Raw genomic sequence first — 22,432 nt, 5'->3', positions numbered from 1 at the left:
ACTTCACAGACTTGTGGGACAATCCTCTATGCGCGGACGAAAGGCCACTTCAGTGAGCGGAACGCACGACGGGTCCGGCTACGACAGCCTTCGGCTCGACCGCACCGGTCAGGCCGAGGCCTTCGATGCCATCGGGGACCGGTACGACGAGGCCTTCCCGCACAAGGAGGGCCAGGTCGGCGCCGGTGACTGGCTCATCGAGTCCCTCGATCCGGGCGCCCGTGTGCTGGACCTCGGCTCCGGCACGGGTGTGCCGACCTCCCGACAGCTGGCCGACGCGGGTTTCGACGTCGTCGGCGTGGACTTCTCCGCCCGGATGGTGACGCTCGCCCGGGAGTACGTCCCCACCGCCACGTTCCACCAGCTCGACCTCGCGGACCTGCGCCCGGGCGGCACCCGTGACCTGGGCCGTTTCGACGGCGTCGCCGCGTTCTTCTCCCTGCTGATGCTCCCGCGCGCGGAGATCCCGCTCGCCCTGCGCACGATCCACCACCTGCTGAATCCGGGCGGGCTGCTCGCCCTGTCGATGGTGGAGGCCCATGTGGACGACTTCGAGATCCCCTTCCTCGGCCACACGATCAGGGTCTCCGGCTATCTCCTCGAAGACCTGCACAAGGTCCTCGACACGGCTGGCTTCGAGGTCGTGAAGGAGAACTCCTACACCTACGCCCCGGCGACCGCCGACGTCCCGCCCGAGGAACAGGTCTTCCTCTGCTGCCGACGGCGCGACTGAGGCCGTAGGACCGACACAGCGGCCGCTGCCGTACCAGTGACGGGACGAAGCGTGTGACGGAGCAACCCAGCCCCCGCGAAGGCCCCGCCGGAACCGCCCGGCGAGGCTCCTCGGCGAGCGGCCCGGCGCCCGTCGTACCGCTCGGCCGGACGCCCGTGCAGCAGATGGACCGGCTCCAGTACCTCGATGTCGCCACCCGGCGGATCGCCCGCGGGATGGACCTGGACGAGACGCTGCGGGAACTGCGGTGGGCGGCGGTGCCCGCCTTCGCCGACGCGATCGTGATCCACCTGCACGATCCGCTGCCCGTCGGGGACGAGAAGTCGGCCGCGCCCGTCGTCCTGCAACTGCACAGCATCGACCGCGCGCCCGAGGCCAGGTCCGCGCTGCTCATGCCGCACGCCGAGTACGCGAGCGTGGCCGAGCGGGTGCAGCCGATGCTCGCGGGACGGCTCGCGAAGCTGCTCCTGGCCGGGCGCCCGGCCTTCGGCGACGCCCCGGGCATCCACCCCGCCGTGGCCGAACTGCTCGGGCCCGCGGCGAGCGCGCACGGCACGCTGCCGCCGGGCCGCCGCCTGATCATCGCCCCGCTGCACGGCCGCCACCACGTCATGGGCACCGTCGTCCTGCTGCGCCGCCCCGACCGCTCCGCGTTCACCACCGACGACCTGCTCGTCGCCTCGCAGCTCGCCACCCACACCGCGATCGGCGTCCAGAAGGCGGTGATGTACGGCCACGAGGCCTCCGTCGCGGACACCCTGCAGCACACCATGCTCCCGTCCTCGCTGCCCGAGCCGACCGGCATCCGGCTCGCCAGCCGCTATCTGCCGGCCTCGAAGACCGCGCAGGTCGGCGGCGACTGGTACGACGCGATCCCGCTGCCCGGCAGCCGGGTCGCGCTGATCGTCGGTGACGTCATGGGCCACTCCATGACCTCCGCCGCGATCATGGGCCAGCTGCGCACCATCGTGCAGACCCTCGCCGGCCTCGACCTGCCCCCGCACGAGGTCCTCCACCACCTCGACGAACAGGCCCAGCGCCTCGGCAGCGACCACATAGCGACGTGCCTGTACGCGATCTACGACCCGATCTCGCACCGCCTCCTCATGGCCAACGCCGGCCACCCGCCCGCCGTACTGCTGCGCCCGAACGGCCACGCCGAGGTGCTCCAGGTCCCGCCGGGCGCGCCGATCGGCGTCGGCGGGGTCGTCTTCGAGTCCGTGGAGATGCCCGCGCCCACCGGCACGACCCTGGTCCTGTACACCGACGGCCTGGTCGAGTCCCGCGACACCGACGTGGGGACGGGTGTCGAGGCCCTGCGCACCCACCTCCAGTCCACCCCGCACCGACACCGCCTGTCCTCGCTGGAGCGGCTCTGCGACCGCATCCTCACCGCACTGGCGCCGGGCGCCCGCGACGACGACATCGCGCTGCTCACCGCCCGCTTCGACGGCTTCCCGCCGGACAGCGTCGGCTACTGGCACCTCGACCCCCACCCCCTCACCGCGGGCCAGGCCCGCCGGCTGACCCGCAGGGTGCTGCGCCGCTGGGGCCTGGACGCCCTGCTCGACAGCACGGAACTCATGGTCAGCGAGGTCGTCACGAACGCCGTGCGGTACGCCTCCCGCCCCATCTCGCTACGGCTGCTGCGCACCGACGTGCTGCGCTGCGAGGTCACCGACGACTCGCCCCAGGTGCCCCGCATGCGCCAGGCCGCGCCCGGCGACGAGGGCGGCCGGGGCCTGTTCCTGGTCGACCGGCTCGCCCACCGCTGGGGAGCGACGCGGCTGAGCACGGGCAAGGTCGTGTGGTTCGAGCAGCAGATCCCGAAGGGCCAGCAATCTCAAGGGAGTTGATGTTCAGACCGGTCCAACCCCCGGGCCTCCCTTGAGGCGTTCGAGATCGGAGGGCCGAACCTGGATGACCACCACGGCGATCAAGGCAGCGACGACAGTGAAGATCGCCGCCATCACGAACGCGGCCGAGACCCCGGCAGTGAGGACGTGATCGCCCCAGGCGCCCGGGAGTTGGCCGGTCCGCTGGAAGCGGATGCGCTCGGCCGGGGTCGCCTGGGACAGGAACGCGGGGATCTGGTCCTTCGCCTCGTTGCGGCTGGCCGTGCCGAACATCGTGACCAGGATGGACAGCCCGAGCGACCCGCCCACCTGCTGCATGACGTTGAGGAGTCCGGAGGCCGCGCCGGTCTCCTGGACGGGCACGTCGGAGAGCGCCATCAGGGTCAGCGAGACGAACTCCATGCCCATGCCGAGGCTGAACACCAGCATCGGGCCGAGGACGCTGCCCAGGTAGGTGGAGTCGACGTCCGTCAGCGTCAGCCAGGCCAGGCCGCCCGCCGCGAGAACCGCGCCCACCACCATGAACGGCTTGGGGCCGTAGGTCGGCAGGAACCGTGAGGCCAGCCCCGCGCCGACCGCGATGACGGCACTGACCGGCAGGAAGGCGAAGCCGGCCATGAGCGGACTGAAGCCCAGCACGTCCTGCACGAAGAGGGTGAGGAAGAAGAACATCCCGAAGATCGCGGCGGACAGGCAGAGCATGATGCCGTACGTCCCGGCGCGGTTGCGGTCGCGGAACATGCGCAGCGGGGTGATCGGCTGCCGGGAGCGCCGCTCGACCAGCACGAACAGCGCGAGGACGACCACCGCCGCGGCGAACGAGCTCAGGGTGAGCCAGTCCCGCCAGCCCTCCTGCGCGGCCCGGATGAAGCCGTAGACGAGGAACACCAGGCCCACGGTGGAGGTCAGGGCGCCGGTGATGTCGAAGTGGCCCGGGTGGCGTTCGGACTCCTTGATCCAGCGCGGGGTGGCCAGGACGATGAGCAGTCCGATGGGGACGTTGACGAAGAGCACCCAGCGCCAGTTCAGCCACTCGACGAGGATCCCGCCCATCAGCAGTCCGATCGCGCCGCCGCCGGCCGAGACACCGGCGAAGACCCCGAACGCCCGGTTGCGTTCCGGGCCTTCACGGAACGTCGTGCTGATCAGGGCGAGCGAGGTCGGCGAGGCGATGGCACCGCCGACGCCCTGGAGGGCGCGTGCGGCGAGGAGTTCACCGGAGTTCTGCGACAACCCGCCCAGCAGGGAGGCGAGTACGAAGAGCAGCACCCCGAACACGAACACCCGCCGCCGCCCGAGGATGTCCCCGGCCCGCCCGCCGAGCAGCAGCAGACCGCCGAAGGTGAGGGTGTACGCGTTGACGACCCAGGCCAGGCTGGTGGTGGAGAACCCCAGCGAACTCTGGATGTGCGGAAGCGCGATGTTCACGATGGTGATGTCGAGGACCACCATCAGCTGACAGGACGCGATGACCAGCAACGCCATCGTGCTGCCGCCACCGCCGGTGTCCCGGGTGGTGGTCGTGGCTGCGGAGGCTTGCTGAGGACTGCTGCTCATGGCGGATCGCACTCACGAGAGCCCGGTGAACGGCTCCGTCCACTGGTTGCTCACCGTTCGACGGTACGCCCGCCCCTTCCTCCCCACCACTCGATCATCACGAGCGCAGGCGCTAGGTTCACTCATGACAGGACATGGGGTGAAGCCATTGGTGACCGAGGTCGTCGTCGACGGACGGACACTGTCCTACGGCGATGTCGTCGCCGTCGCCCACCACGGCGCCCAAGTCGCCCTGACGGACGAGGTGTTGCCGCGTCTGGCCCGCGAACGGGCGGTCGTGGACGACGTGGTCGACCGCCAGATCCCGACCTACGGTCTGACGACAGGCCTCGGCGCCCGCTCCTCCTACGCCCTCCCCCGCACGGAACTCGACGCGTTCAGCGTCCGCACGGTCCGGGGCCGCGCGAACGCGGTCGGCGATCCACTGCCGACCCCTGTCGTACGCGCCGCCCTCCTCGCCCGGGTCAACGGCCTCGCGGGCGGCGGCAGCGGAGTCCGGCCGGAGATCGTACGGCTGCTCGTAGCGCTGCTCAACGCGCGGGTGCATCCGGTGATCCCCGAGGTGGGCTCGATCGGCGCGTCCGACCTCTGCCAGATGGCACACGTCGGCCTGGTCGTCATCGGCGAGGGCAGCGCGGAGTACGGCGATGAGGTACTCCACGGCGCTACGGCCCTGCGCCGGGCCGGTCTCACCCCAGCCGCGCTTGGCCCGAAGGACGGCCATGTCCTGTGCAGCGCAAGCCCGTTGGCGGCCGGCGTCGGTGCCCTGGCCCTGCACGAGGCGGGCGCGGTGCTGACCCTGGCACAGGCGGTGACGGCTCTGACCTACGAGGGCTTCCGGGCCAACACCAGCCCACTCGACGCCCGGGTCCTGGCGCTGCGCCCCGCTCCCGGACAGTCCCGAGCGGCGGCCGAACTCCTCGCCCTGCTGGACGGCGGCGAGTTGACCGACCCCCGCAACGCCCGCCGGGTCCAGGATCCGGTCAGCCTGCGGTGTGCCGCTCAGATGCATGGTGCGGGGTACGCGGCCCTGGACTTCGCGGATGCGGCGCTGGCACCGGAGTTGAACGGCTGCGGGGACAATCCGGTGGTGCTGACCGGTGTCGGCGACAACCCCGAAGTGCCGGGCGGCACAAGCGAGATCGTCTCGTCCGGGAACTTCCACACCCCCGCCCTGGCCCTCGCCTTCGACACCCTCGCACTGGCCCTGACCCAGACCGCGGCGATCTCCGCCGAACGCATGCGCCGACTGCTCGACCCGAACGTCAGCGGACTCCCCGCGAACCTCTCGCCGTACGGTCCGGAGCGTTCGGGGTTCGCGCCGCTGGTGAAGACGGCGCAGGCGCTGGTCGCCGAGATCCGGATGCTGGCCGTGCCCGTGTGCGTCGATCCCCGGCAGGGCGCGGATGCCGTGGAGGACGACTCGACCAACGCGGCGCTCGGTGCGCGGCGGTTGACGACGATGCTCGGCCGACTGCGTCAACTCCTCGCCGTGGAGGCGGTGGTGGCCGCGCAGGCGGTGGATCTGGCGGCGCCGGGCACGTTGGGGCGGGGGCCGGAGTTCCTGCGTCGTGCGATCCGCGAGGTCGTGCCCACCCTGAACGACGACCGGCCAGGCGGTGTGGACGTGGAGACGGTGAGCCGCGACATCCTGGGGTCCGACGACGTCCGCAGCACACTGAACGCCTTGGCGGGAGAAGCGACATGACCAACGTCGACGTACACCAGCATCTGTGGACCCCATCGCTGGTGACGGCTCTGCGTGCCCGCCGTGAACCGCCGTACCTGGACGGCTGGACGCTGTTCCTGGACGGCGAACCGCCCTTCGAGATACCGCCCGCCGACCACGACATCGCCCGGCGCGCGGAACTCGCCGCCGCCGACGGCCTCGGCCGGGTCCTTGTCTCGCTGTCCGCCCCGATCGGCGTGGAGTGGCTGCCCGAGGCCGACGCACGCCCCCTCCTCGACGCCTACCACGACGGCGCGGCCGCGCTGCCCGAGCCGTTCGGGGCGTGGGCCGCGGCCTGCGTACGGGACATCGACGCGGAGGCGACCGCCAAGGACCTCGACCGAGGCTTCGTCGGCCTCCAGCTCCCCGCCAACTCCCTTGCCGACGCCGCTGGTTACGCCCGCTGCGCCCCGCTCCTCGACCTCCTCGAAGAACGCGACCTCCCCCTCTTCGTCCATCCTGGACCAGCGGTGGGCTCATCAGCAGACCCCGCGTGGTGGCCCGCGCTGGTCCCCTACGTCCAGCAGATGCACGCCAGTTGGTACGCCTTCCGCGCCTTCGGCCGCCCCCGCCATCCACGCCTCCGCGTGTGCTTCGCCCTGCTGGCCGGGCTCGCCCCACTGCACGGGGAGCGTCTGGCGGCCCGTGGCGGGCGGCAACTGGAGGGCGACCAGGGCGTGTTCGTCGAGACGTCCTCCTACGGCCCGACCGCCGTCGACGCGATCGTGCGCGCGCTCGGCGTCGACGCCGTCGTCCAGGGCTCGGACCGCCCCTACGCGGAGCCGCCCCGCCACCCGGGGTACGGGTTGGGCGGGGCGGCTGCCTACGCCTTTCGCATCGCCAATCCGCGACGGCTCCTCACCGGGCAGGGATGACGGTGCGTCAATTCGCCGCGTTCATCAGGTCGAGCGCGCTCTGCTGCCGGGCCGCGTCGGTGGAGTCCAGCGGTCCGGCCCAGTGCAGGCCGTACGCGTCGAGGGAGTTGCGGTCGTTCGCGTAGGCCGTGTCCGCCTGGCGTTTGATGTAGGAGGTGTAAGGGCGGTCCGACAAGCGGGAGTTGAAGGCGCTCAGACCCCGGACGTACGCGCCCTTGAAGGACGGGCCGTCCCCGCCGCAACCGCTCGTCTCACACGGTTCCCGCAGGATTCCACCGGAGTTGAGGGCCGTCGACGTGGTCGAGGCGTCCCCGATCTGACGGCCGGTCGTGAGCAGACCGGCGTCCCCGGTCGCCCGGTACAGCTCCGACAGACCGCCGAGCAGCACGCCCTGGTTGTACGACCACGTCGTGTCGCCGTTGTTGCCGCAGGTCGCCAGGTTGATGCCGTCGTTGACGAGGTGGGAGCCGTTGATCATGCCGGTGCCCTTGAACCAGGACCACTCGGCGTTGGCCCGGCCGAGATACGCCGTGTCGCCCGCGATGCGGTTGTGCAGCGCGGCGTTGAGCTCCAGGTAGAGGGAGTTGGCGATGGCGTTCTTGTAGGTCTTCGCCGTGCTCCACCACACCCCGCCGCCACACGTGCTGTCCCAGTACCGCGCCATGTAATCGGCGTCCGCGCGGGCGGTGTTGAGGTAGCGGCTGTCGCCGGTGAGGTCGTACGCGTCGACCCAGGCCAGCCCCCACCACCCCGTGTCGTCGATGTAGTTGTTGGTGAAGTTGCCGCCCTGGGCGGAGAGGTTGCGGTCGTAGGTGTTGGCGATCGCGTACTTGTAGCTGCCCATGCCGGTGACGCGGACGTTGTCGATGAGGGCGGTCAGGGCGTTGGCCGAGTTCCACCAGCCGGTGGTGTCGAAGAGGCCGGTGCCCAGGTTGTACGACTGCATCAGTGCCGTGGCGGCGGCAGTTGGGCGGCTGCCCGCGTTCCACGTCGTGCGGGCCCAGGACGTACAGGCGATCTCGGCCCGGTCGCCGGCCTTGCCGCAGGCGCGCAGGGCGCCGACGCCGAGGTTGTTCCAGTCGTCGACGTTGTACATAAGTGTGCGCCAACCGCCTTGCCCCGCAGGGATGGTGGTGTCGCCGAGCTTGCTGCCGGAGGACCAGGTGCGGCCGCCGTCGAAGGAGCGGTCGAGCCAGACCTCGTCACCGGGGCTGCCGTTGGTGATCGAGGCCCAGCCCATCGCGTCGGTGTCGTCGAAGTGGAGCGCGATGTTGCGGGAGTAGATGCTCGCGCTCACCGGCTGCCTGTCACCCGGGGAAAGGGCCGGGTCGCGGGCGTCGCAGTACTTGTTGCAGATCGACGCCTGGGCGGCGGCGGTCGCGACGCCGGTGGAGACCGGCATGAACAGGGCCAGGGCGGCGATCAGACCGGTCCCAACTCTCTCGATGTGTCTTGCTGTTGAGATCATGCCGGCTCCATGGGTGTGGGGGGATACGAGCGGTCAGCCCAGGCGCCACTGCTGGTTGGCGCCGCCGTTGCAGGACCAGAGTTCCAGCGCGGTGCCGTTGACGTTGCCTGCGGGCTGGTCGCCTCCGGTGACGTCGAGGCAGAGGCCCGACTGGGTGCCCGTGATCGTGCCGTTGGGGTTGACGCTCCACTTCTGGTTGGCGCCGCCGTTGCAGCCGTAGAGCTGCACCTTGGTGCCGTTGCTGGTCTGGTTGTTGTAGGCGTCCAGGCACTGGGTGCCGCCGTAGAGCCGGAGTTCACCGGCGGCGGTGATGGTCACGGCCTGGTTGGTGCCGCCGCCGCAGTCCCAGATCTCGATCTTGGTGCCGGGGGTGGTCTCGCCGTTGTAGGCGTCGAGGCAGCGGTTGGAGGAGGCGCCGATCAGCGGGTGGGTGGTGCCGACGCTGGTGCCGCTGCCGACGGAGACCCGGTACATCACCGAGCCGTGGCCGGGGACGCTCGCCGAGATGCTGCCGCTGGTGCTGCTGACGACGTGGGACCAGAGGTTGTTGAGCTTGTACGAGGACGCCGAGGGGAGGCCTGCCGCCGTCGCCGAGGTGGTGATGGTGGCGGCGGAGGAGTTCTCGTTGAAGAGGACCACCGAGACGTCGCCGTTGGCGAGGGGCTTGGAAAGGACGTGCAGGCCACCGGAGTTGGAGATCTCGGTGCCCTGCTTGCCCAGGGAGTCCTGGTCCACGGCGATGACGTCCTTGTTGCCGTAGAGCGAGAGCGTGGCGGCGGTCGCCTTGCGCAGGTCGGTGCCCGCGATCAGCGGCGCGGCCATCTCCGACCAGAGGCTGAAGTGGGAGCGGTCCTCGGTGAACGACATGCCGTTGCCGACCTCCAGCATGTCGGGGTCGTTCCAGGCGCCGGGCTTGGCGTACGCGGCGAGTTTGACGTTGGCCTTGTAAATGGACACCACCGTCGAGAAGTTGACGTTGATGTCGTCGGTGGTGCGCCAGCTGTTGCCGACGCCCGCGCCCCAGGTCCACACGTCGGCGAGGCCCCAGTTGCAGAGGCTGTAGACGATCGGGCGGCCGGTGTTGGCGAGGGCGTCGCGCATCGCGGTGTAGCGCTGCTGGTCGGGCACGTTCTGGTGGTTGCAGTTGTCGTACTTGAGGTAGTCGACGCCCCACGCGGCGAAGCTGTTGGCGTCGGTCTGCTCATGGCCGAGGCTGCCGGGGTAGCCCGCGCAGGTCGCGGTGCCGGCGCTCTCGTAGATGCCGAGCTTGAGGCCCTTGCTGTGGACGTAGGCGGCGGTGCCGCTGATGCCGTTCGGGAACTTGACCGGATCCGGGACGAGTTGACCGGCGGAGTTGCGGGCCGAGGTCATCCAGCAGTCGTCGATGTTGACGTACTGGTACCCGGCGTCCTTCAGCCCGGAGGAGACGAGGTAGTCGGCGGTCTGCTCGACCAGCTGCTCCGTCACGTTGCACCCGAAGGCGTTCCAGTCGTTCCAGCCCATCGGGGGCGTCTTAGCGAGGCCGTTGTCGAGGGCCTGCGCGGGCGGCGCAGCGCGCAGCACCAGCAGGGCCGGGACGAGGGCCAGCAGCAGCACCATCGTGAAGGCGGCGCTCAGACGTCTCTTGAAGGGTGACGGGACGGTCATGTCGAGGTCTCCTGCTTCGCCGTGTGGGGCCGGTCGAACTCACCTGTGGAAACGTAACCATCGTGCAGGTTCCAACAGCGCGGCCGCATCGTCAATGGTCCGGACCAAAATGTCCCGGGAGTGAACTACCCGTGTCGTCAGATGCGTTGACGACCTATTGAGTCGATGACAACGTTTCCATCATCGGCACCAACCCGCACCCATCGACCATGACTTGGAGGCCTCCATGTCGCTGCGTCCCTCCCGGCGCGTGATGATCGGTTCCGGCCTGGCCGCCGCCCTGACCGCGACGGCCGCCGCACCCTCCTTCGCGGCCGAACGCCCAAGCTCCGCACGGGCGTTGTCCCGCGCCAAGACCACGTACGCCGTGCTGAGAAGACACTTCGACGCGACCGACGGCTCCGGGCTGGTCCGCGAACAGATCCCGGCGGCGGCCGGTGACAACCCGTACTCGTACGAATGGCCCTTCTCGCAGGTGCACATCGCCGCGCTCGATCTCACCGTCGTGGCACCGGAGTTGGAGCCCGAGCTGGCCCGGCGGGCGGCGGCGCAGGAGCACCACTGGAACACGGGCGGCGGGACGACGAAGCTGCCTGGTTACGCCTCCTACCCGGTCGCGCCGTACGGGGCGGGCGGTGACATGTTCTACGACGACAACGAGTGGGTCGGGCTGGCGAAGGTCCAGCGGTATCTGCAGACCGGGGACACCGCCGCGCTGTCCCGCGCGAAGGAGATCTTCGCCCTGGTCAAGTCCGGTTGGGACGACGACAGCAGCCATGCCGCGCCCGGCGGGGTCTTCTGGACGCAGGCCGACTGGAGCCACGACCGCAACACCGTCTCGAACATGCCCGGCGCCCAACTCGCCCTGCGCCTGCACCAGATCACCGGCGAGGCCGACTACCTGGACTGGGCCAAGCGCTTCTACGACTGGACGAACGCGCACCTGCAGAGCCCAACTGGCCTGTACTGGGACCACCTTGACCTCCAGGGGACGATCGAGAAGACCATCTGGTCCTACAACCAGGGCGTGCCGGTCGGCGTGGCCGTACTGCTATACCAAGTCACGCGCGACCGCGCCTACTTGCGCCAGGCCGAGCAGGTCGCCGCCGCCGCGTACGCCTACTACGTCACCCAGGGACGGCTGTTCACGCAGCCCGTGTTCTTCAACTCGATCTTCTTCAAGAACCTGCTGCTCCTGGAGTCGGTGACCGGGAAGGACACCTACCACCGGGCGATGGCCGACTACACCGACCAGGTGTGGGACACGATGCGCGATCCCGCGACCGGCCTCGTGCACTTCGACTCGGCCGGTGGCACGCAGGCGATCCAGCAGGCGGCCCTCGTGCAGCTCTACGCCGTGCTCGCCTGGCCGCGTGCCAAGTGGCGGATCCTGTACTGACGTTACGGGTGCGCGATCTCCCCGGTGCCGCGTGCGATCAACTGCACCGGGAGGACGGTCCGGTGGGAGGGGCTGTCGTCGCCGTCGATGCGGTCCAGCAGGATGTGCGCGGCCCGGCGGCCGAGTTCCTCGGTGTCGGAGGTGACGACGGTGACCGGGGTGGGGAGCATGTCGGCGAGCTTGAAGTCGTCGAACCCCACGACGGCGATGGAGACTTGGAGGTCACGGCAGGCCCGCAGCACGCCCTCGGTGAGGAATCCCGTGGTGGAGAAGACCGCGGTGGGCGGGTTCGCGGAGGTGAGCAGGGCGCGGGTCGCGGCCTCGGCCTCCTCGGTGGTGCCGCGGCGCAGGGTGACGACGAGGTCGTTGTCGGGCTCGATGCCGCTGCGGCGCAGGGCCTTGCGGTAGCCGCGCAGCCGTCGGCCGGTGCTGTAGTACGAGGGCGCGACGAGGATCGCGATACGACGGTGGCCCTGGTCGACGAGGTGCTGGGTGGCCTTGTGGCCGCCGTCCTCGTTGTCGACCAGGACGACATCGGCCTCGGCGCCGGTGGCCGGCCGGTCCACGAAGACGATGGGCACGTGGTCGTGGCCGTTGATCTCGTTCAGGAAGGCGTGGTCGCCCTGGTCGGGGACGATGATGAGCCCGGCGACCCGGCGGCCGATCAGCTCGCCGACGGCCCGGCGCTCGACCTCGGGGTCCTCGTCGGCGGTGCTCAACAGGACTGCGTAGCCTGCCTCGTTGGCGACCTCGACGGCGGCCTTGGCGAGGGAGGCGTAGAACGGGTTGGTGAGGTCACCCAGCAGCAGCCCGATGGTCATGGAGTTCTGGCCGGGGCGCAGGGAGCGCGCGATCTCGTTGCGCTGGTAGCCGATCGCGGTGATCGCCGCGTTCACGCGCTCGGCCGTCTCCTCGCGGACCGTGCCGATGCCGTTGACGACGCGGGAGACGGTGACGACGGCGACTCCGGCCCGCTCCGCGACGTCGCGCATCGTGGGCCTGGTGTTCTGGCGGTGCGGGGGACGACTGCTCACGTGAGTTGAAGACCAACCTTCCATCGCGTACCGGGGGCCGGGACCGCCCTCAGGATACGTATCGGGTCCCGGCCCGCCGCTCGGCCCGGAACGCTAACTGTTGTTCTTGATCACATCGTTGATCTTGTCGGTCATCGTCTGCAGGTCGGAGAGCGGCTTCTTGCCGTTGAGGATGTCCGGCCAGTAGGCGGTGATCAAGTCATTTGACTGGCTGGCCCACTGAGTGGTGAAGCGCACGCCGATGGTGGTCGGGGTGTTCAGACCCGCCTTGACGGTGGCCACGACGGTGGTCTGCCCGGCTTTGTCGAGGGCGCCGAAGTAGGCGTTCTGGGCGGAGAGATAGGCCGGGGCCGCGACCGGGGAGTCGGGCAGCACCTTGGTCCACACCGTGGAGTCGAGGTACTTGAGGACCTTGAAGGTGGCGTCCGCGTTCTGCGTGTACGACGGCGTGCAGATGCCCACGGCGTCGTAGAGGGTGGCGGGCTTGTTGACCTGGGGCAGGGGCGCGAAGCCGTACTTGATCTTCGGCTTGTCGGTGAGGAAGCCCGCGGCCAGCCACTGACCGCTCCACAGCATCGGGATCTGCCCGGCGGCGAACAGGCCCTGCTGGTTGCTGATGTCGTAGCCGGGCGGCGCGATCGCTCCGCTCTTGATACCCGCCACGACCTTGCTGACGCCCTCGGTGTACGTCGGGTCGATGGTCGTCCTGGTGGGCTGGTGCACGTTGTCGGCGAAGGGCTTGCCGCCCGCGGACAGGGCGTACGTGCTGAGGGAGAACGGCCCGTCCGTGGAGGTCAACGCGTCGGCAACCAGGCCGTACTTGGCGCCCTTGGCGTGCAGCTTGGCGGCGGCGTCGAACATCTGGTCCCAGGTCCAGCCGGCGGCGGGCACGGTGATTCCGGCGGCCTTGAAGGCGTCGACGTCGTACCAGATGCCGTAGGTGTTCAGCAGGGACGGGACGCCGCCTATCTTGCCGTCGGCGGTCTTCCAGTTCTTCATCGTGGACGAGACGAAGCTGCTCGCGCCGAAGTCGCTGGAGCCGGAGAGCCGGGAGGCCCAGTCGGTGAGCAGGCCCTGGCTGGTGTACTGCTGCTCGGTGTCGTTGCCGCACCAGAACAGGTCGGGCAGCTTCTTGGCCTGGGTCAGGGCCGCGAGCTTGTCGCTGTAGTTGCCGTTCGGGGTGTCGACGCGCTTGACAGTGATGTTCGGGTCGTGGAAGCCGGTCAGGGCCTGGTCGATGGCCTTGTTGGTGGCCGCGGACTCCCAGGTCATGAGGGTGACCGTGACCTTGCCGTCCGACTGCTTCCCGGACGAGCCGCCGCACGCCGCCGTCGCGAGCAGTCCCCCCGCCGACAGCAACACTCCGGCGCAACGGATCCATCGTTTCATCGTGGCCTCCTGATACCTGGCTGGCATACGGCTCGCTGGCATACGGCTCGTAGGTGGGTCGGGGTCCAATTCGGCGCCGGTCAGCGCTGGTTGACGGTGCCCAGGGCGCTCAGACCCTGGATGAAGTAGCGCTGGGCGACGAAGAACACGATCAGCGGCGGGAGCATGTAGAGCAGGTTGGTGGCCATGAAGAGGTTCCAGTCCGGGGTCTGGCCTGCGAACTGGGTGACGAAGGAGGCCATGCCCACGCTCAACGGCCACTTCTGGGACGAGTACAGGTAGATCAGCGGGTTGAGGTAGTCGTTCCAGGACATCTGGAAGGCCAGGATTGACATCGTTATCCAGGCGGGCTTCGTGATCGGCAGCATCACGCTGAAGAAGATCCGGACGTGTCCCGCGCCGTCGACCTTGGCCGCCTCGTCGATGGAGTGTGGGATCGACAGGAAGTACTGCCGGGCCAGGAAGATGAAGAGCGGATTGCCGCCGAGGAAGGCCGGGACGATCAGCGGCAGCCAGGTGTCGTACCAGCCGATGTCCTTGAAGAGCTGGAACAGCGGGATGATGCCGACCACCGGGGGCAGCAGCATGCTGCCGACGAAGACGTAGAACCACACCTTCCGGCCGGGGAAGCGCAGCCGGGCCAGCGCGTAGCCCGCCATCATCGAGGTCATCACCCCGCCGATCACCGAAAGCCCGGTGATGACAAGGGAGTTGAGCAGCAGGCGCGGGAAGTGGATGACCTTCGGGCCGTCGATGAAGTTCTTGAAGTGAAACTCGTGCGGCAGCAGTTTCGGCGGGACCTCGAAGACCGCCGAGGGACCTTTCAGGGCGACGGTGAGCATCCAGAGGATGGGCAGGATCATCACCGAGCTGATCAGCAGCGCGGTCGCGTACCAGGTTGCTTTGCGTACGGCCCTGCCGGGCGGCTTCGTCGGTGGGGCGGCCGGTGTCGGCGCGGTCGTCGGCGCCCTGGTGACGTCAGGAGACGTGGTCACTGTAGGTCCAAATCGACGAGAAGCGGGCGGTGGCGGCGATCACGACGACGATGACCAGGAACAACACCCATACCTGGGCGGAGGCGTAGCCGAACTGGGAGACCTGCCCGAGCCGGGGGAAGCCGTTGTCGTAGATCGACAGCATCAGGGTCCTGGTGCTGAACCCGGGTCCGCCCTGGTTGTCCGGCGAGAGGATCTTCGGCTGGTTGAACGCCTGGAGGGCCGTCACCATCTGCAGAACCACTTGCAGGATCATGATCGGGCTGATCAGCGGCAGGGTGATCCGGAAGAACACCGTGCGGGGTCCCGCCCCGTCGAGCCTGGCCGCCTCGTACAGCTCGGTGGGGACGGCCTGGAGCGCGGCGAGGAAGATGATCATCGTGGAGCCGACGCTCCACAGCATGACGATCACGATCGACGGCATCGCAGAGTTGTCGCCGGACAGCCACTCACTGGTGGGCAGGTGGAACCACTTCAACACCTGGTTGGCCAGGCCGACTTGGGGGTTGAACACGAACTTCCAGAGCGTGATCGTGGCCACCACGGGCAGCACGACCGGCAGATAGCACAGGGTGCGCAGCAGGCCGACGCCCCGCATCCGCTGGTTGCAGAACACCGCCAGGGCCAGCCCGATGGCCAGCGACAGCGGCACGTACAGCACGACGAGCAGCAGCGTGGCGCGCACGGACGGCCAGAAGGACGGGTCGGTGGTGAACATGCGGTGGAAGTTGTCGAGGCCGACGAACTTGGGGTCCGTCAGGCCGTTGTAGGTGGTCAGCGCGAAGTAGCCGGACCGGAACAGCGGGTAGACGACGAACGCCGTGAAGCCGATGAGCGCCGGGGCCAGGAACACATACGCGGCCAGGGTGTCCGAGGACCGCTTCGGCGCTCGTCGCCAAGGGAGTCCGAGGCGCCCCTGACTCCCCCGGCCGGGCGGCCTGTCCATGGGCGGTACGGCGGTTCGCGTCTCTTGGTGCGGAGCGGCTGTCACACGCGCTCACCTTCTTCCTCCGAGGAGTTGACGATCACTCGGATCGCGCGGACCCGACCGTCTGGTGGTCGTCGGCCCGCTCAAGGTAACGTTTCCATTCCCTGGCGATCACACGGTGGCGCACGCCACATGAGGGAGTCAAGAGGCGCGATGGTAACGTTTCCCGGATCAACATCCGGAACAGTGTGGGCAGTTCCGGAGTCGCTGAGCACGCTCGGGCGACGGCTGGCCGGCGAGTTGCGGGGTGGTCCGGCGGGGGACATCGTCGAGCGGTGCCTGACCAACACGTGGGCTACGGCGATGAGTTGGGGGGCTTCGCCGGGAAGTCTGTCGGCCGGCGTATCGGACGCGTCGTCAGAGGTCTTCGTCAAGACCGGTGACATCCCGGCGATGTGGCTGCGGGACAGCACGGCGCAGGTCAGGCCCTACCTCGGCGTGGCCACGGACCCGGAGGTCGGTGACGTGCTGGCCGCCGTCTCGCGCCGCCAGATCCGCTGCGTCCTCCTCGACCCGTACGCCAACGCCTTCAACGACGGCCCCACCGGCGCGCACGGCGAACCCGGCGATCTGCCCACGCCGGGCGACTGGGTGTGGGAGCGGAAGTACGAACTCGACTCCCTCTGCGCGCCGTTGCAGCTCGCGTACGCGATCCGGCGGGCGACCGGTCGCGAGGATCATCTCGACGAGGCGTTCCACCGCGCCGCCTGGCGGATCGTACGGTTGTGGCGGGCGGAGCAGTCCCACCACACGCAGTCGCCCTACCGGTTCGTCCGGCCGTCCGGCCCCTTCGCCGGAGACACTCTGCCTCTCAACGGCCATGGTGCGGCGGTCGGTTGGACCGGGATGACGTGGTCGGGCTTCCGGCCGAGCGACGACGCGTGCGTCCACGGCTATCTGGTCCCGGCGAACGCCCTGGCGTCGACGAGCCTGCACGGGTTGGCCGAGCTGGCGGCGGCGGTTCTCGACGACACCGAACTCGCCCATGAGTGCTGGCGGTTGGCCGACGAGATCGACGCCGGGATCCTGGCTCACGCGGTCACCGAGGTCGACGGCGACTCCGTCCTCGCGTATGAGGTCGACGGCCTCGGCGCGACGTTGATGTGCGACGACGCGAACCTTCCGAGTCTGCTGAGCCTTCCGCTGAGCGGTTGGTGCGTGCCGGAGGATCCGCTGTACCGGGCCACCCGGCGCTTCACACTCTCTGAGGCCAACCCTTCTTATTTCAGGGGGAGTTACGCGTCCGGAGTCGGCAGTACGCACACACCGGACCGGCATATCTGGCCCCTGGCGATCGCCACGGCGGGCCTGACCGGCAGCGCGGACGAGGCGGCTCGGGCCCTGGAGACCCTGGCCGCCACCACCGCAGGTACCGGCCTGATGCACGAGAGTTTCCATGTCGACGCGCCTGGCCGCTTCACCCGGGACTGGTTCGGGTGGGCGAATGCGATGTTCTGCGAGCTTGCGCTGGAGGTGTGCGGGGGCGGGGTACGGCAGTTCTTTCCGGTACATCCGCGGGCGTTGCCCGGCGGGTCGGGGGCGGGCGGCGAGCCTGCGTGACGCTGGGGGTACTGGGCGACCCTGTCGGCGGAAGTGATGTTGCCCCTCCGTGTCCGGCCCGGGCGCACCGCACGCATGCTCGCGCCGGCCACGCGAACTGTCGCGGGCGACGACTCGCCCGCGACAGTTCGGGACTCCCGCGGCGGGGTCAGAACTGGTTCTCGCCGCCGTTGACGTGCAGGGTGGTGCCGAGCACGAAGCTGCTGTCCGCGGAGGCGAGGAAGGCCACCGCGGCGGCGACCTCCTCCGGGCGCCCCCTGCGGCCGATCGGCACTCCCGCCGCGAGTTCCGCCTTGACGGCGGCCGCGTTCTCCTCGCCGATGGCGATGTCGACTCCGGGGGTGTCGATCGCGCCCGGCGCGACCGTGTTGACGCGGATGCCCCTGCCCTTCAGCTCGTTGGCCCAGGTCCGTGCGAGGGACCGGACCGCGGCCTTCGACGCCGCGTACAGGCCGAAGGCCTCCCGGCCGTCGTCGGCGCGAATGGAGTCGTTGAAGATCACCGAGGCGCCGTCGTTGAGGAGCGGCAGCGCCTTCTGCACGGTGAGCAGTGTGCCCCGGACATTGACGCCGAACATTTGGTCGAACTGCTCCCCGGTGGCCTGCGCCAACGGTGCGAGCGTGGCCATGCCCGCGTTGGCGAAGAGCACGTCCAGGCCCCGGCCGCGTTCACGGACCGCGTCGTACAGCCGGTCCAGGTCGGCCGGCTCCACTATGTCGCCCGGCACCGCGGTGACCGCGGAACCGATCGACTCGACGGCCCGGTCGAGCACGTCCTTGCGTCGGCCGGTGATGAACACATGGGCGCCCTCGGACGCCAGCCGCGCGGCGGTGGCCAGGCCGATTCCCGTGCTTCCGCCGGTGACAACGGCGGTCTTACCTTCCAGCTGTCCCATTGCTTGACCTCACGAAACTTAGATACCGATCGGTGCAGAATGAAACCGTAGCACTTCTGCACCGATCGGTATCCAGGACGTAGGATGGGGTCATGGAGATCACCGGGAAAGCGCCGATCGGCCGACCGAGAGGCTTCGACGCCGACGAGGCCCTGGAGCGAGCGATGATGGTCTTCTGGGAGCAGGGCTACGCAGGCGCCAGCCTGACCGACCTGACGCGCGCCATGGGCATCACCCGCAAGAGCATGTACGCGGCCTTCGGCAACAAGGAGGAGCTGTTCCGAAAGGCCCTGGAGCGTTACACCGACGGTCCCGCCGCCTATGCGGCCCGCGCGCTGGAGAAGCCGAGCGCCCGTGAGGTGGCCACGGCGTTCCTCGCCGGCGCGGTCAACACGACCACCCGCCCCGACTGCCCCGCCGGGTGCCTGGGCGTGCAGGGCTCGCTGGCCGCCGGCGACTCCGGACGGGCGGCCCAGGATGCCCTGATCGCCTGGCGCGACGACGGCCGCGCTCTCCTCCGCCACCGGTTCCAACAGGCCGTCGACGAGGGCGATCTGCCCCCGGGCGCGGACCCGGAACTGCTCGCCCGATACCTCATGACCGTGGGGAACGGCATCGCCGTCCAGGCTGTCGGCGGTGCCACCCGCTGCGAACTCCAGCGGGTGGCCGACGCGGCACTGCGGAACTGGCCACCCGTCTGACAGCAGGGGCCCGTGGGAGCGTGCCGCGCCACCCGGGGCGAGGAACCGCGCCCGCATTCCGGCCTCAGGGCGTGATGGTCAAACTGCCGTAGTCCGAAAGGTTGGTGAGGTTGGCCTGGCCGAGGGTGGTCGCGCCGGTCGTGCTGCCCGGCATCACGATGTGGCTCAGGGCCACGCCCGAAATGGGCGCGCCGGGAAGGCCGTTGACGCGTGCGGCGGTCGTACCGGCGTTGCGGACACGGACGTTGGAGATCGTGACGCCGGTGACCGGGCCGATGCCCGCCGTGCTGCCGGTCATCATGGCGAGCCAGGTCCGGTTGCCGTCGTTGGTGAAGCTGAGCCGTTCGATGTCGATGTCGTCGAACTTGAGGTTCGTCGCGGCCGCCGTGCCGTACTTGTGGTGGACGCCGATGCCGACGGCCGCGTCGTAGACGACGACGTGCTGGAAGGTGACCTTGTTCTGCGACTCGTAGACGCCCTGGCCGACCTTGACGCCGTAGCAATAGGTCCAGGAGACAAGGTCGTTGAAGGTGACGTTGTCCAACGGGCGGGGGGTGCCGGGGACCGAGCTGTAGATGTCGGCGCCGGCCGGCCAAGTCTTGGTGCTGAACGGGTCGTCGAGGCCGATGCCGATCGCGTGGTCGACGGTGACGTTCGTGGACTCCATGACGTCGATGCCGTCGTTCTCGCCCATGTCGAACCTGTTGAACATCTTGATGTTGCGGAAGGTCAGGTCCGAGGAACGCAGCGGAATGACCGCCCAACTGCTGGACTCCCGGAAGGTGATGCCGTCGACCGTGAAGCCGCTCGTGTAGATCGGGGCGAGGAGGTTCACGCCGAGGTTGGAGGGCGCGAGCGCGGCCCGGCCGTTGCCGTCGATGATGCCGCGGCCGTAGATCTTGATGTTCGTCGAGGAGTAGCGGGTGGAGATGAACCAGGTGAGGTCGCGGCCCTGGGAGGTCTTGTGTCCGTTCACCACGTAGTGGCCGGCCTCGCCTGTGTAGCGAAGTACGGCTCCCGGTGCGAGATAGAACGCGAGGTTGCTCCGCAGGTAGAGGTTGCCGAGGGTGTAGACGCCGGCCGGGACGTACACGATGCCCTGGGTGCCGTTCGCGGAGCCGTACGCGGCCGCGTCATCGAGGGCGTTCTGGAAGGGAGTTGTGGTGTAGGCGCCGGTGTTCGGCTGGGCCGAGTAGGGCGCGCTCCGCACGTTGAAGATGCCGGTACCGCCGGTCGCCGGGCGGTCGGTCTCGGCCGGGTCGGCGGCGATGACCAGGTTGGGGCGGCCGTCGAGCTTGACGATCAGGTACTCGTCGTTCTGGACGGTGAAGGTCAGGGTCGGGCCGCTGACGGTTCCCGTGATGCCCAGCTTCTGCGGGCTGATGCTGTACGCGCCGATGGCCGTGTTGTTGAGCTTGGTCACGGAGATGGTGGCCGTGCCTGTCCCCAGGGCGAGTTGGGCGATGTCGTACCCGGTGTACTTGGTGACCGGAACCGAAGTGCCGTTGACGGTCAACTTGTAGTCGGTGGACGCCGGGTAGATGGAGGGGACCGGGTACGCCGACACGGTGCCCGCCGCGGCCTGTGCGGGCTGCGGGGCGCCAACGAGTGCCGCGACGCCGAGCAGGAGGGCCGTCAACACGAGGGCCAGGGGGCGCAGTACGCGCTTGTCGGTTCCGTCGGCTGCGGTCAACAGCCGTCTGCGGGCCGCGATCAACGGCCGACTCGTCGACGATCTCATCCGGGGTCCTCCTGTGGTCACATCGGTGGGGGCACGTAAGACGGGATGGAAACGTTGCCAGTGACATGACCACACTAATGGTCTGGACCGCAGACGCCTATGCGCTGTGCCGGGCCGGCGTCACTCCCTTGTCACCTCAGGACGAACCTCCGTCGCCCGGGACTCAACTCCCGCAAACAGAACGGCGATCCCTCGGTCCGCTCCCGAATCGCTGCCATATTCGAGAACCACTTCGGAGGTGGCTGTGACGCTAGAGGCGACGACATCCCTGACGGCAGTGACACCCTCGGCGGACGGGACCGCCGGACGCATCGGCGATCTGGAACACCGTCGGGCGCAGGCAGTTGCCACGGCCGCGCCGAGAAGACAGGGCGCGCTCGGTGCGCGGCAGCGGATCGAACGGCTGCTGGACACGGGCTCGTTCGCGGAGACGGGCCGCTTCGTGCGGGCCCGCGCCGTCGGGGACGGTGCCCAACGCCCTTACGGGGACGGGGTCGTGACCGGGTACGGCACGGTCGACGGACGGCCGGTCTGCGTCTTCGCGCAGGACTCCACGGTCTTCGGCGGCAGCATGGGCGAGGCCTTCGGCGAGAAGACCGTGGCCCTCATGGAGCTGGCCCTGAAGACCGGCTGCCCGGTCGTCGGCCTCAACGACTCCGGCGGCGCCCGCATCCAGGAGGGCGTCAACTCCCTCGCGCTCTACGCCGAGTTGGTGCGCCGGAATGTAAAGGCGTCCGGGGTGATCCCACAGATCTCCGTCGTCCTGGGCCCGTGTGCGGGCGGCGCCGCGTACTCCCCCGCCATCACCGACTTCACCGTGATGGTGGACGGCGCCTCGCACATGTTCGTCACCGGGCCCGACGTCATCGAGGCCGTCACCGGCGAACGCGCCACCGCCGAGGAGCTGGGCGGCGCCCGCACCAGCAACTCCGTGAACGGCAACGCCCACTTCCTCGCCGCCGACGAGGGTGACGCGCTCGACACCGTACGCGACCTGCTGTCGTACCTTCCCGCCAACAACCTCGAACGGCCACCGGAGTTCGCGCCCGGTTCCGTCGCCGACGGCGCCCCGCTCGACGAGATCGTGCCCGACCGGCTCGGGCAGGCCTACGACATGCGGGACATCCTGCACGCGGTCGTCGACGACGGTGAACTCCTGCACGTACAGGAGCTGTTCGCGCCGAACATCATCTGCGCGCTGGCCCGGGTCGAGGGGGCGAGTGTCGGGGTCGTCGCCAATCAGCCGCTGCACCTCGCCGGTGTCCTCGACATCGACGCCTCCGAGAAGGCCGCACGGTTCGTACGGTTCTGCGACGCGTTCGGCATCCCGCTGCTGACCTTCGCCGATGTCCCCGGGTATCTCTCCGGCGTCCGCCAGGAGCGCGGCGGCATCATCCGGCGCGGCGCCAAACTCCTCTACGCGTACGCCGAGGCGACCGTCCCGAAGGTCACCGTGGTGGTGCGCAAGGCGTACGGCGGCGGGTACGCGGTGATGGGCTCCAAGCATCTCGGCGCGGACCTCAACCTCGCCTGGCCCACGGCCCGTATCGCCGTCATGGGCGCGGAGGGTGCCGTGGGCGTGCTGCACCGGCGCCAACTCGCCGCCGCGGCCGACCCGGAGGCGCTGCGGGCCGACCTGGTCGCCGCGTACGAGTCGACGCACGGGACGCCGTACCTTGCCGCCGAGCGCGGGTACGTCGACGACGTGATCGCCCCGCGCGACACCCGCGCCCATGTCAGCCGCGCGCTGCGCGCACTGCGTGGCAAGCGCGCCCCGATGCCGGAGCGGCGGCACGGCAACATCCCGCTCTGACCGCCCTGTTCACCCTCTCCAACTGACACCGCGTTGTTCCGCGATGTGAGGA

General features: G+C 69.3%; 17 protein-coding genes. 8 read left to right on the top strand and 9 right to left on the bottom strand.

Translation table 11 applies throughout. The annotated features are described in order from the left end of the window. The first annotated feature begins 52 nt into the window (after positions 1–52). Positions 53–733, top strand: coding sequence for a class I SAM-dependent DNA methyltransferase (locus OO69_RS00815; protein ID WP_033278352.1), 681 nt, complete (start codon positions 53–55; stop codon positions 731–733). Between the two features lie 164 nt (positions 734–897). Continuing rightward, a complete protein-coding gene (locus tag OO69_RS00810; protein ID WP_234444317.1) occupies positions 898–2,589 on the top strand; it encodes a SpoIIE family protein phosphatase in 1,692 nt (563 codons plus the stop codon). Positions 2,590–2,592: 3 nt separating this feature from the next. On the opposite strand, the gene OO69_RS00805 is transcribed toward OO69_RS00810, so the two are convergent. Further along, positions 2,593–4,074 (bottom strand): MFS transporter, encoded by a 1,482-nt coding sequence (locus OO69_RS00805; protein ID WP_033278743.1) that lies wholly within the window; start codon positions 4,072–4,074, stop codon positions 2,593–2,595. 211 nt (positions 4,075–4,285) lie between these two features. On the opposite strand from OO69_RS00805, the gene OO69_RS00800 reads away from it, so the two are divergent. Continuing rightward, positions 4,286–5,854 (top strand): HAL/PAL/TAL family ammonia-lyase, encoded by a 1,569-nt coding sequence (locus tag OO69_RS00800; protein ID WP_234444292.1) that lies wholly within the window; start codon positions 4,286–4,288, stop codon positions 5,852–5,854. Continuing rightward, positions 5,851–6,750 (top strand): amidohydrolase family protein, encoded by a 900-nt coding sequence (locus tag OO69_RS00795; RefSeq protein ID WP_033278349.1) that lies wholly within the window; start codon positions 5,851–5,853, stop codon positions 6,748–6,750. Before OO69_RS00800 ends, OO69_RS00795 begins: the two co-directional genes overlap by 4 nt. Positions 6,751–6,757: 7 nt before the next feature. On the opposite strand, the gene OO69_RS00790 is transcribed toward OO69_RS00795, so the two are convergent. Beyond that, entirely contained in the window at positions 6,758–8,218 is a 1,461-nt protein-coding gene (locus OO69_RS00790) for a glycoside hydrolase family 76 protein (RefSeq protein WP_033278348.1), read from the bottom strand. A gap of 33 nt (positions 8,219–8,251) precedes the next feature. Further along, on the bottom strand, positions 8,252–9,865 hold the full coding sequence (locus tag OO69_RS00785) for a glycoside hydrolase family 27 protein (protein WP_033278347.1): 1,614 nt from the start codon (positions 9,863–9,865) through the stop codon (positions 8,252–8,254). A gap of 226 nt (positions 9,866–10,091) precedes the next feature. Between OO69_RS00785 and OO69_RS00780 the strand changes: the two genes are divergently transcribed. Beyond that, positions 10,092–11,264, top strand: coding sequence for a glycoside hydrolase family 76 protein (locus tag OO69_RS00780; protein ID WP_033278346.1), 1,173 nt, complete (start codon positions 10,092–10,094; stop codon positions 11,262–11,264). Between the two features lie 2 nt (positions 11,265–11,266). Here the strand turns inward: OO69_RS00780 and OO69_RS00775 are convergent, their stop codons facing one another. From OO69_RS00775 to OO69_RS00760, 4 genes are all read right to left on the bottom strand, one after another. After that, positions 11,267–12,298: a LacI family DNA-binding transcriptional regulator gene (locus OO69_RS00775; protein WP_234444291.1), complete on the bottom strand. Its 1,032-nt coding sequence runs from the start codon at positions 12,296–12,298 to the stop codon at positions 11,267–11,269. 93 nt (positions 12,299–12,391) lie between these two features. Continuing rightward, on the bottom strand, positions 12,392–13,687 hold the full coding sequence (locus OO69_RS00770) for an ABC transporter substrate-binding protein (RefSeq protein ID WP_033278344.1): 1,296 nt from the start codon (positions 13,685–13,687) through the stop codon (positions 12,392–12,394). Positions 13,688–13,767: 80 nt separating this feature from the next. Then, entirely contained in the window at positions 13,768–14,682 is a 915-nt protein-coding gene (locus OO69_RS00765) for a carbohydrate ABC transporter permease (RefSeq protein WP_033278343.1), read from the bottom strand. Next, positions 14,666–15,628 carry a carbohydrate ABC transporter permease gene (locus OO69_RS00760; protein WP_234444290.1) on the bottom strand — a complete coding sequence of 321 codons (963 nt, stop codon included), beginning with the start codon at positions 15,626–15,628 and terminating at the stop codon, positions 14,666–14,668. Before OO69_RS00760 ends, OO69_RS00765 begins: the two co-directional genes overlap by 17 nt. Positions 15,629–15,856: 228 nt before the next feature. Here OO69_RS00760 and OO69_RS00755 point away from each other — a divergent pair, with 228 nt between their 5' ends. Continuing rightward, a complete protein-coding gene (locus tag OO69_RS00755) occupies positions 15,857–17,230 on the top strand; it encodes a glycoside hydrolase family 125 protein (protein ID WP_033278341.1) in 1,374 nt (457 codons plus the stop codon). Between the two features lie 148 nt (positions 17,231–17,378). Here the strand turns inward: OO69_RS00755 and OO69_RS00750 are convergent, their stop codons facing one another. Beyond that, positions 17,379–18,125, bottom strand: coding sequence for an SDR family NAD(P)-dependent oxidoreductase (locus OO69_RS00750; RefSeq protein WP_033278340.1), 747 nt, complete (start codon positions 18,123–18,125; stop codon positions 17,379–17,381). Between the two features lie 92 nt (positions 18,126–18,217). Between OO69_RS00750 and OO69_RS00745 the strand changes: the two genes are divergently transcribed. Further along, a complete protein-coding gene (locus tag OO69_RS00745; protein WP_033278339.1) occupies positions 18,218–18,826 on the top strand; it encodes a TetR/AcrR family transcriptional regulator in 609 nt (202 codons plus the stop codon). 64 nt (positions 18,827–18,890) lie between these two features. On the opposite strand, the gene OO69_RS00740 is transcribed toward OO69_RS00745, so the two are convergent. Continuing rightward, on the bottom strand, positions 18,891–20,567 hold the full coding sequence (locus OO69_RS00740) for a glycosyl hydrolase family 28 protein (RefSeq protein WP_078652242.1): 1,677 nt from the start codon (positions 20,565–20,567) through the stop codon (positions 18,891–18,893). Between the two features lie 238 nt (positions 20,568–20,805). On the opposite strand from OO69_RS00740, the gene OO69_RS00735 reads away from it, so the two are divergent. After that, positions 20,806–22,380 carry an acyl-CoA carboxylase subunit beta gene (locus OO69_RS00735; RefSeq protein WP_420707840.1) on the top strand — a complete coding sequence of 525 codons (1,575 nt, stop codon included), beginning with the start codon at positions 20,806–20,808 and terminating at the stop codon, positions 22,378–22,380. Positions 22,381–22,432: the final 52 nt, after the last annotated feature.

This window comes from Streptomyces sp. NRRL F-525, from assembly GCF_000716605.1.
Taxonomy (GTDB): Bacteria; Actinomycetota; Actinomycetes; order Streptomycetales; family Streptomycetaceae; genus Streptomyces.
The sequence above is the reverse complement of the archived record's forward strand: the minus strand, read 5'-3'. Positions and strand labels throughout refer to the sequence as shown.

Bases quoted from the DNA above. Each gene is read 5' to 3' on its own strand.
- OO69_RS00780 (WP_033278346.1), top strand. From the start codon at position 10,092: ATGTCGCTGCGTCCCTCCCGGCGCGTGATGATCGGTTCCGGCCTGGCC.
- OO69_RS00750 (WP_033278340.1), bottom strand. From the start codon at position 18,125: ATGGGACAGCTGGAAGGTAAGACCGCCGTTGTCACCGGCGGAAGCACG.
- OO69_RS00740 (WP_078652242.1), bottom strand. From the start codon at position 20,567: ATGAGATCGTCGACGAGTCGGCCGTTGATCGCGGCCCGCAGACGGCTG.
- OO69_RS00790 (WP_033278348.1), bottom strand. From the start codon at position 8,218: ATGATCTCAACAGCAAGACACATCGAGAGAGTTGGGACCGGTCTGATC.
- OO69_RS00795 (WP_033278349.1), top strand. From the start codon at position 5,851: ATGACCAACGTCGACGTACACCAGCATCTGTGGACCCCATCGCTGGTG.
- OO69_RS00785 (WP_033278347.1), bottom strand. From the start codon at position 9,865: ATGACCGTCCCGTCACCCTTCAAGAGACGTCTGAGCGCCGCCTTCACG.
- OO69_RS00745 (WP_033278339.1), top strand. From the start codon at position 18,218: ATGGAGATCACCGGGAAAGCGCCGATCGGCCGACCGAGAGGCTTCGAC.
- OO69_RS00805 (WP_033278743.1), bottom strand. From the start codon at position 4,074: ATGGCGTTGCTGGTCATCGCGTCCTGTCAGCTGATGGTGGTCCTCGAC.
- OO69_RS00760 (WP_234444290.1), bottom strand. From the start codon at position 15,628: ATGGACAGGCCGCCCGGCCGGGGGAGTCAGGGGCGCCTCGGACTCCCT.
- OO69_RS00810 (WP_234444317.1), top strand. From the start codon at position 898: ATGGACCGGCTCCAGTACCTCGATGTCGCCACCCGGCGGATCGCCCGC.
- OO69_RS00770 (WP_033278344.1), bottom strand. From the start codon at position 13,687: ATGAAACGATGGATCCGTTGCGCCGGAGTGTTGCTGTCGGCGGGGGGA.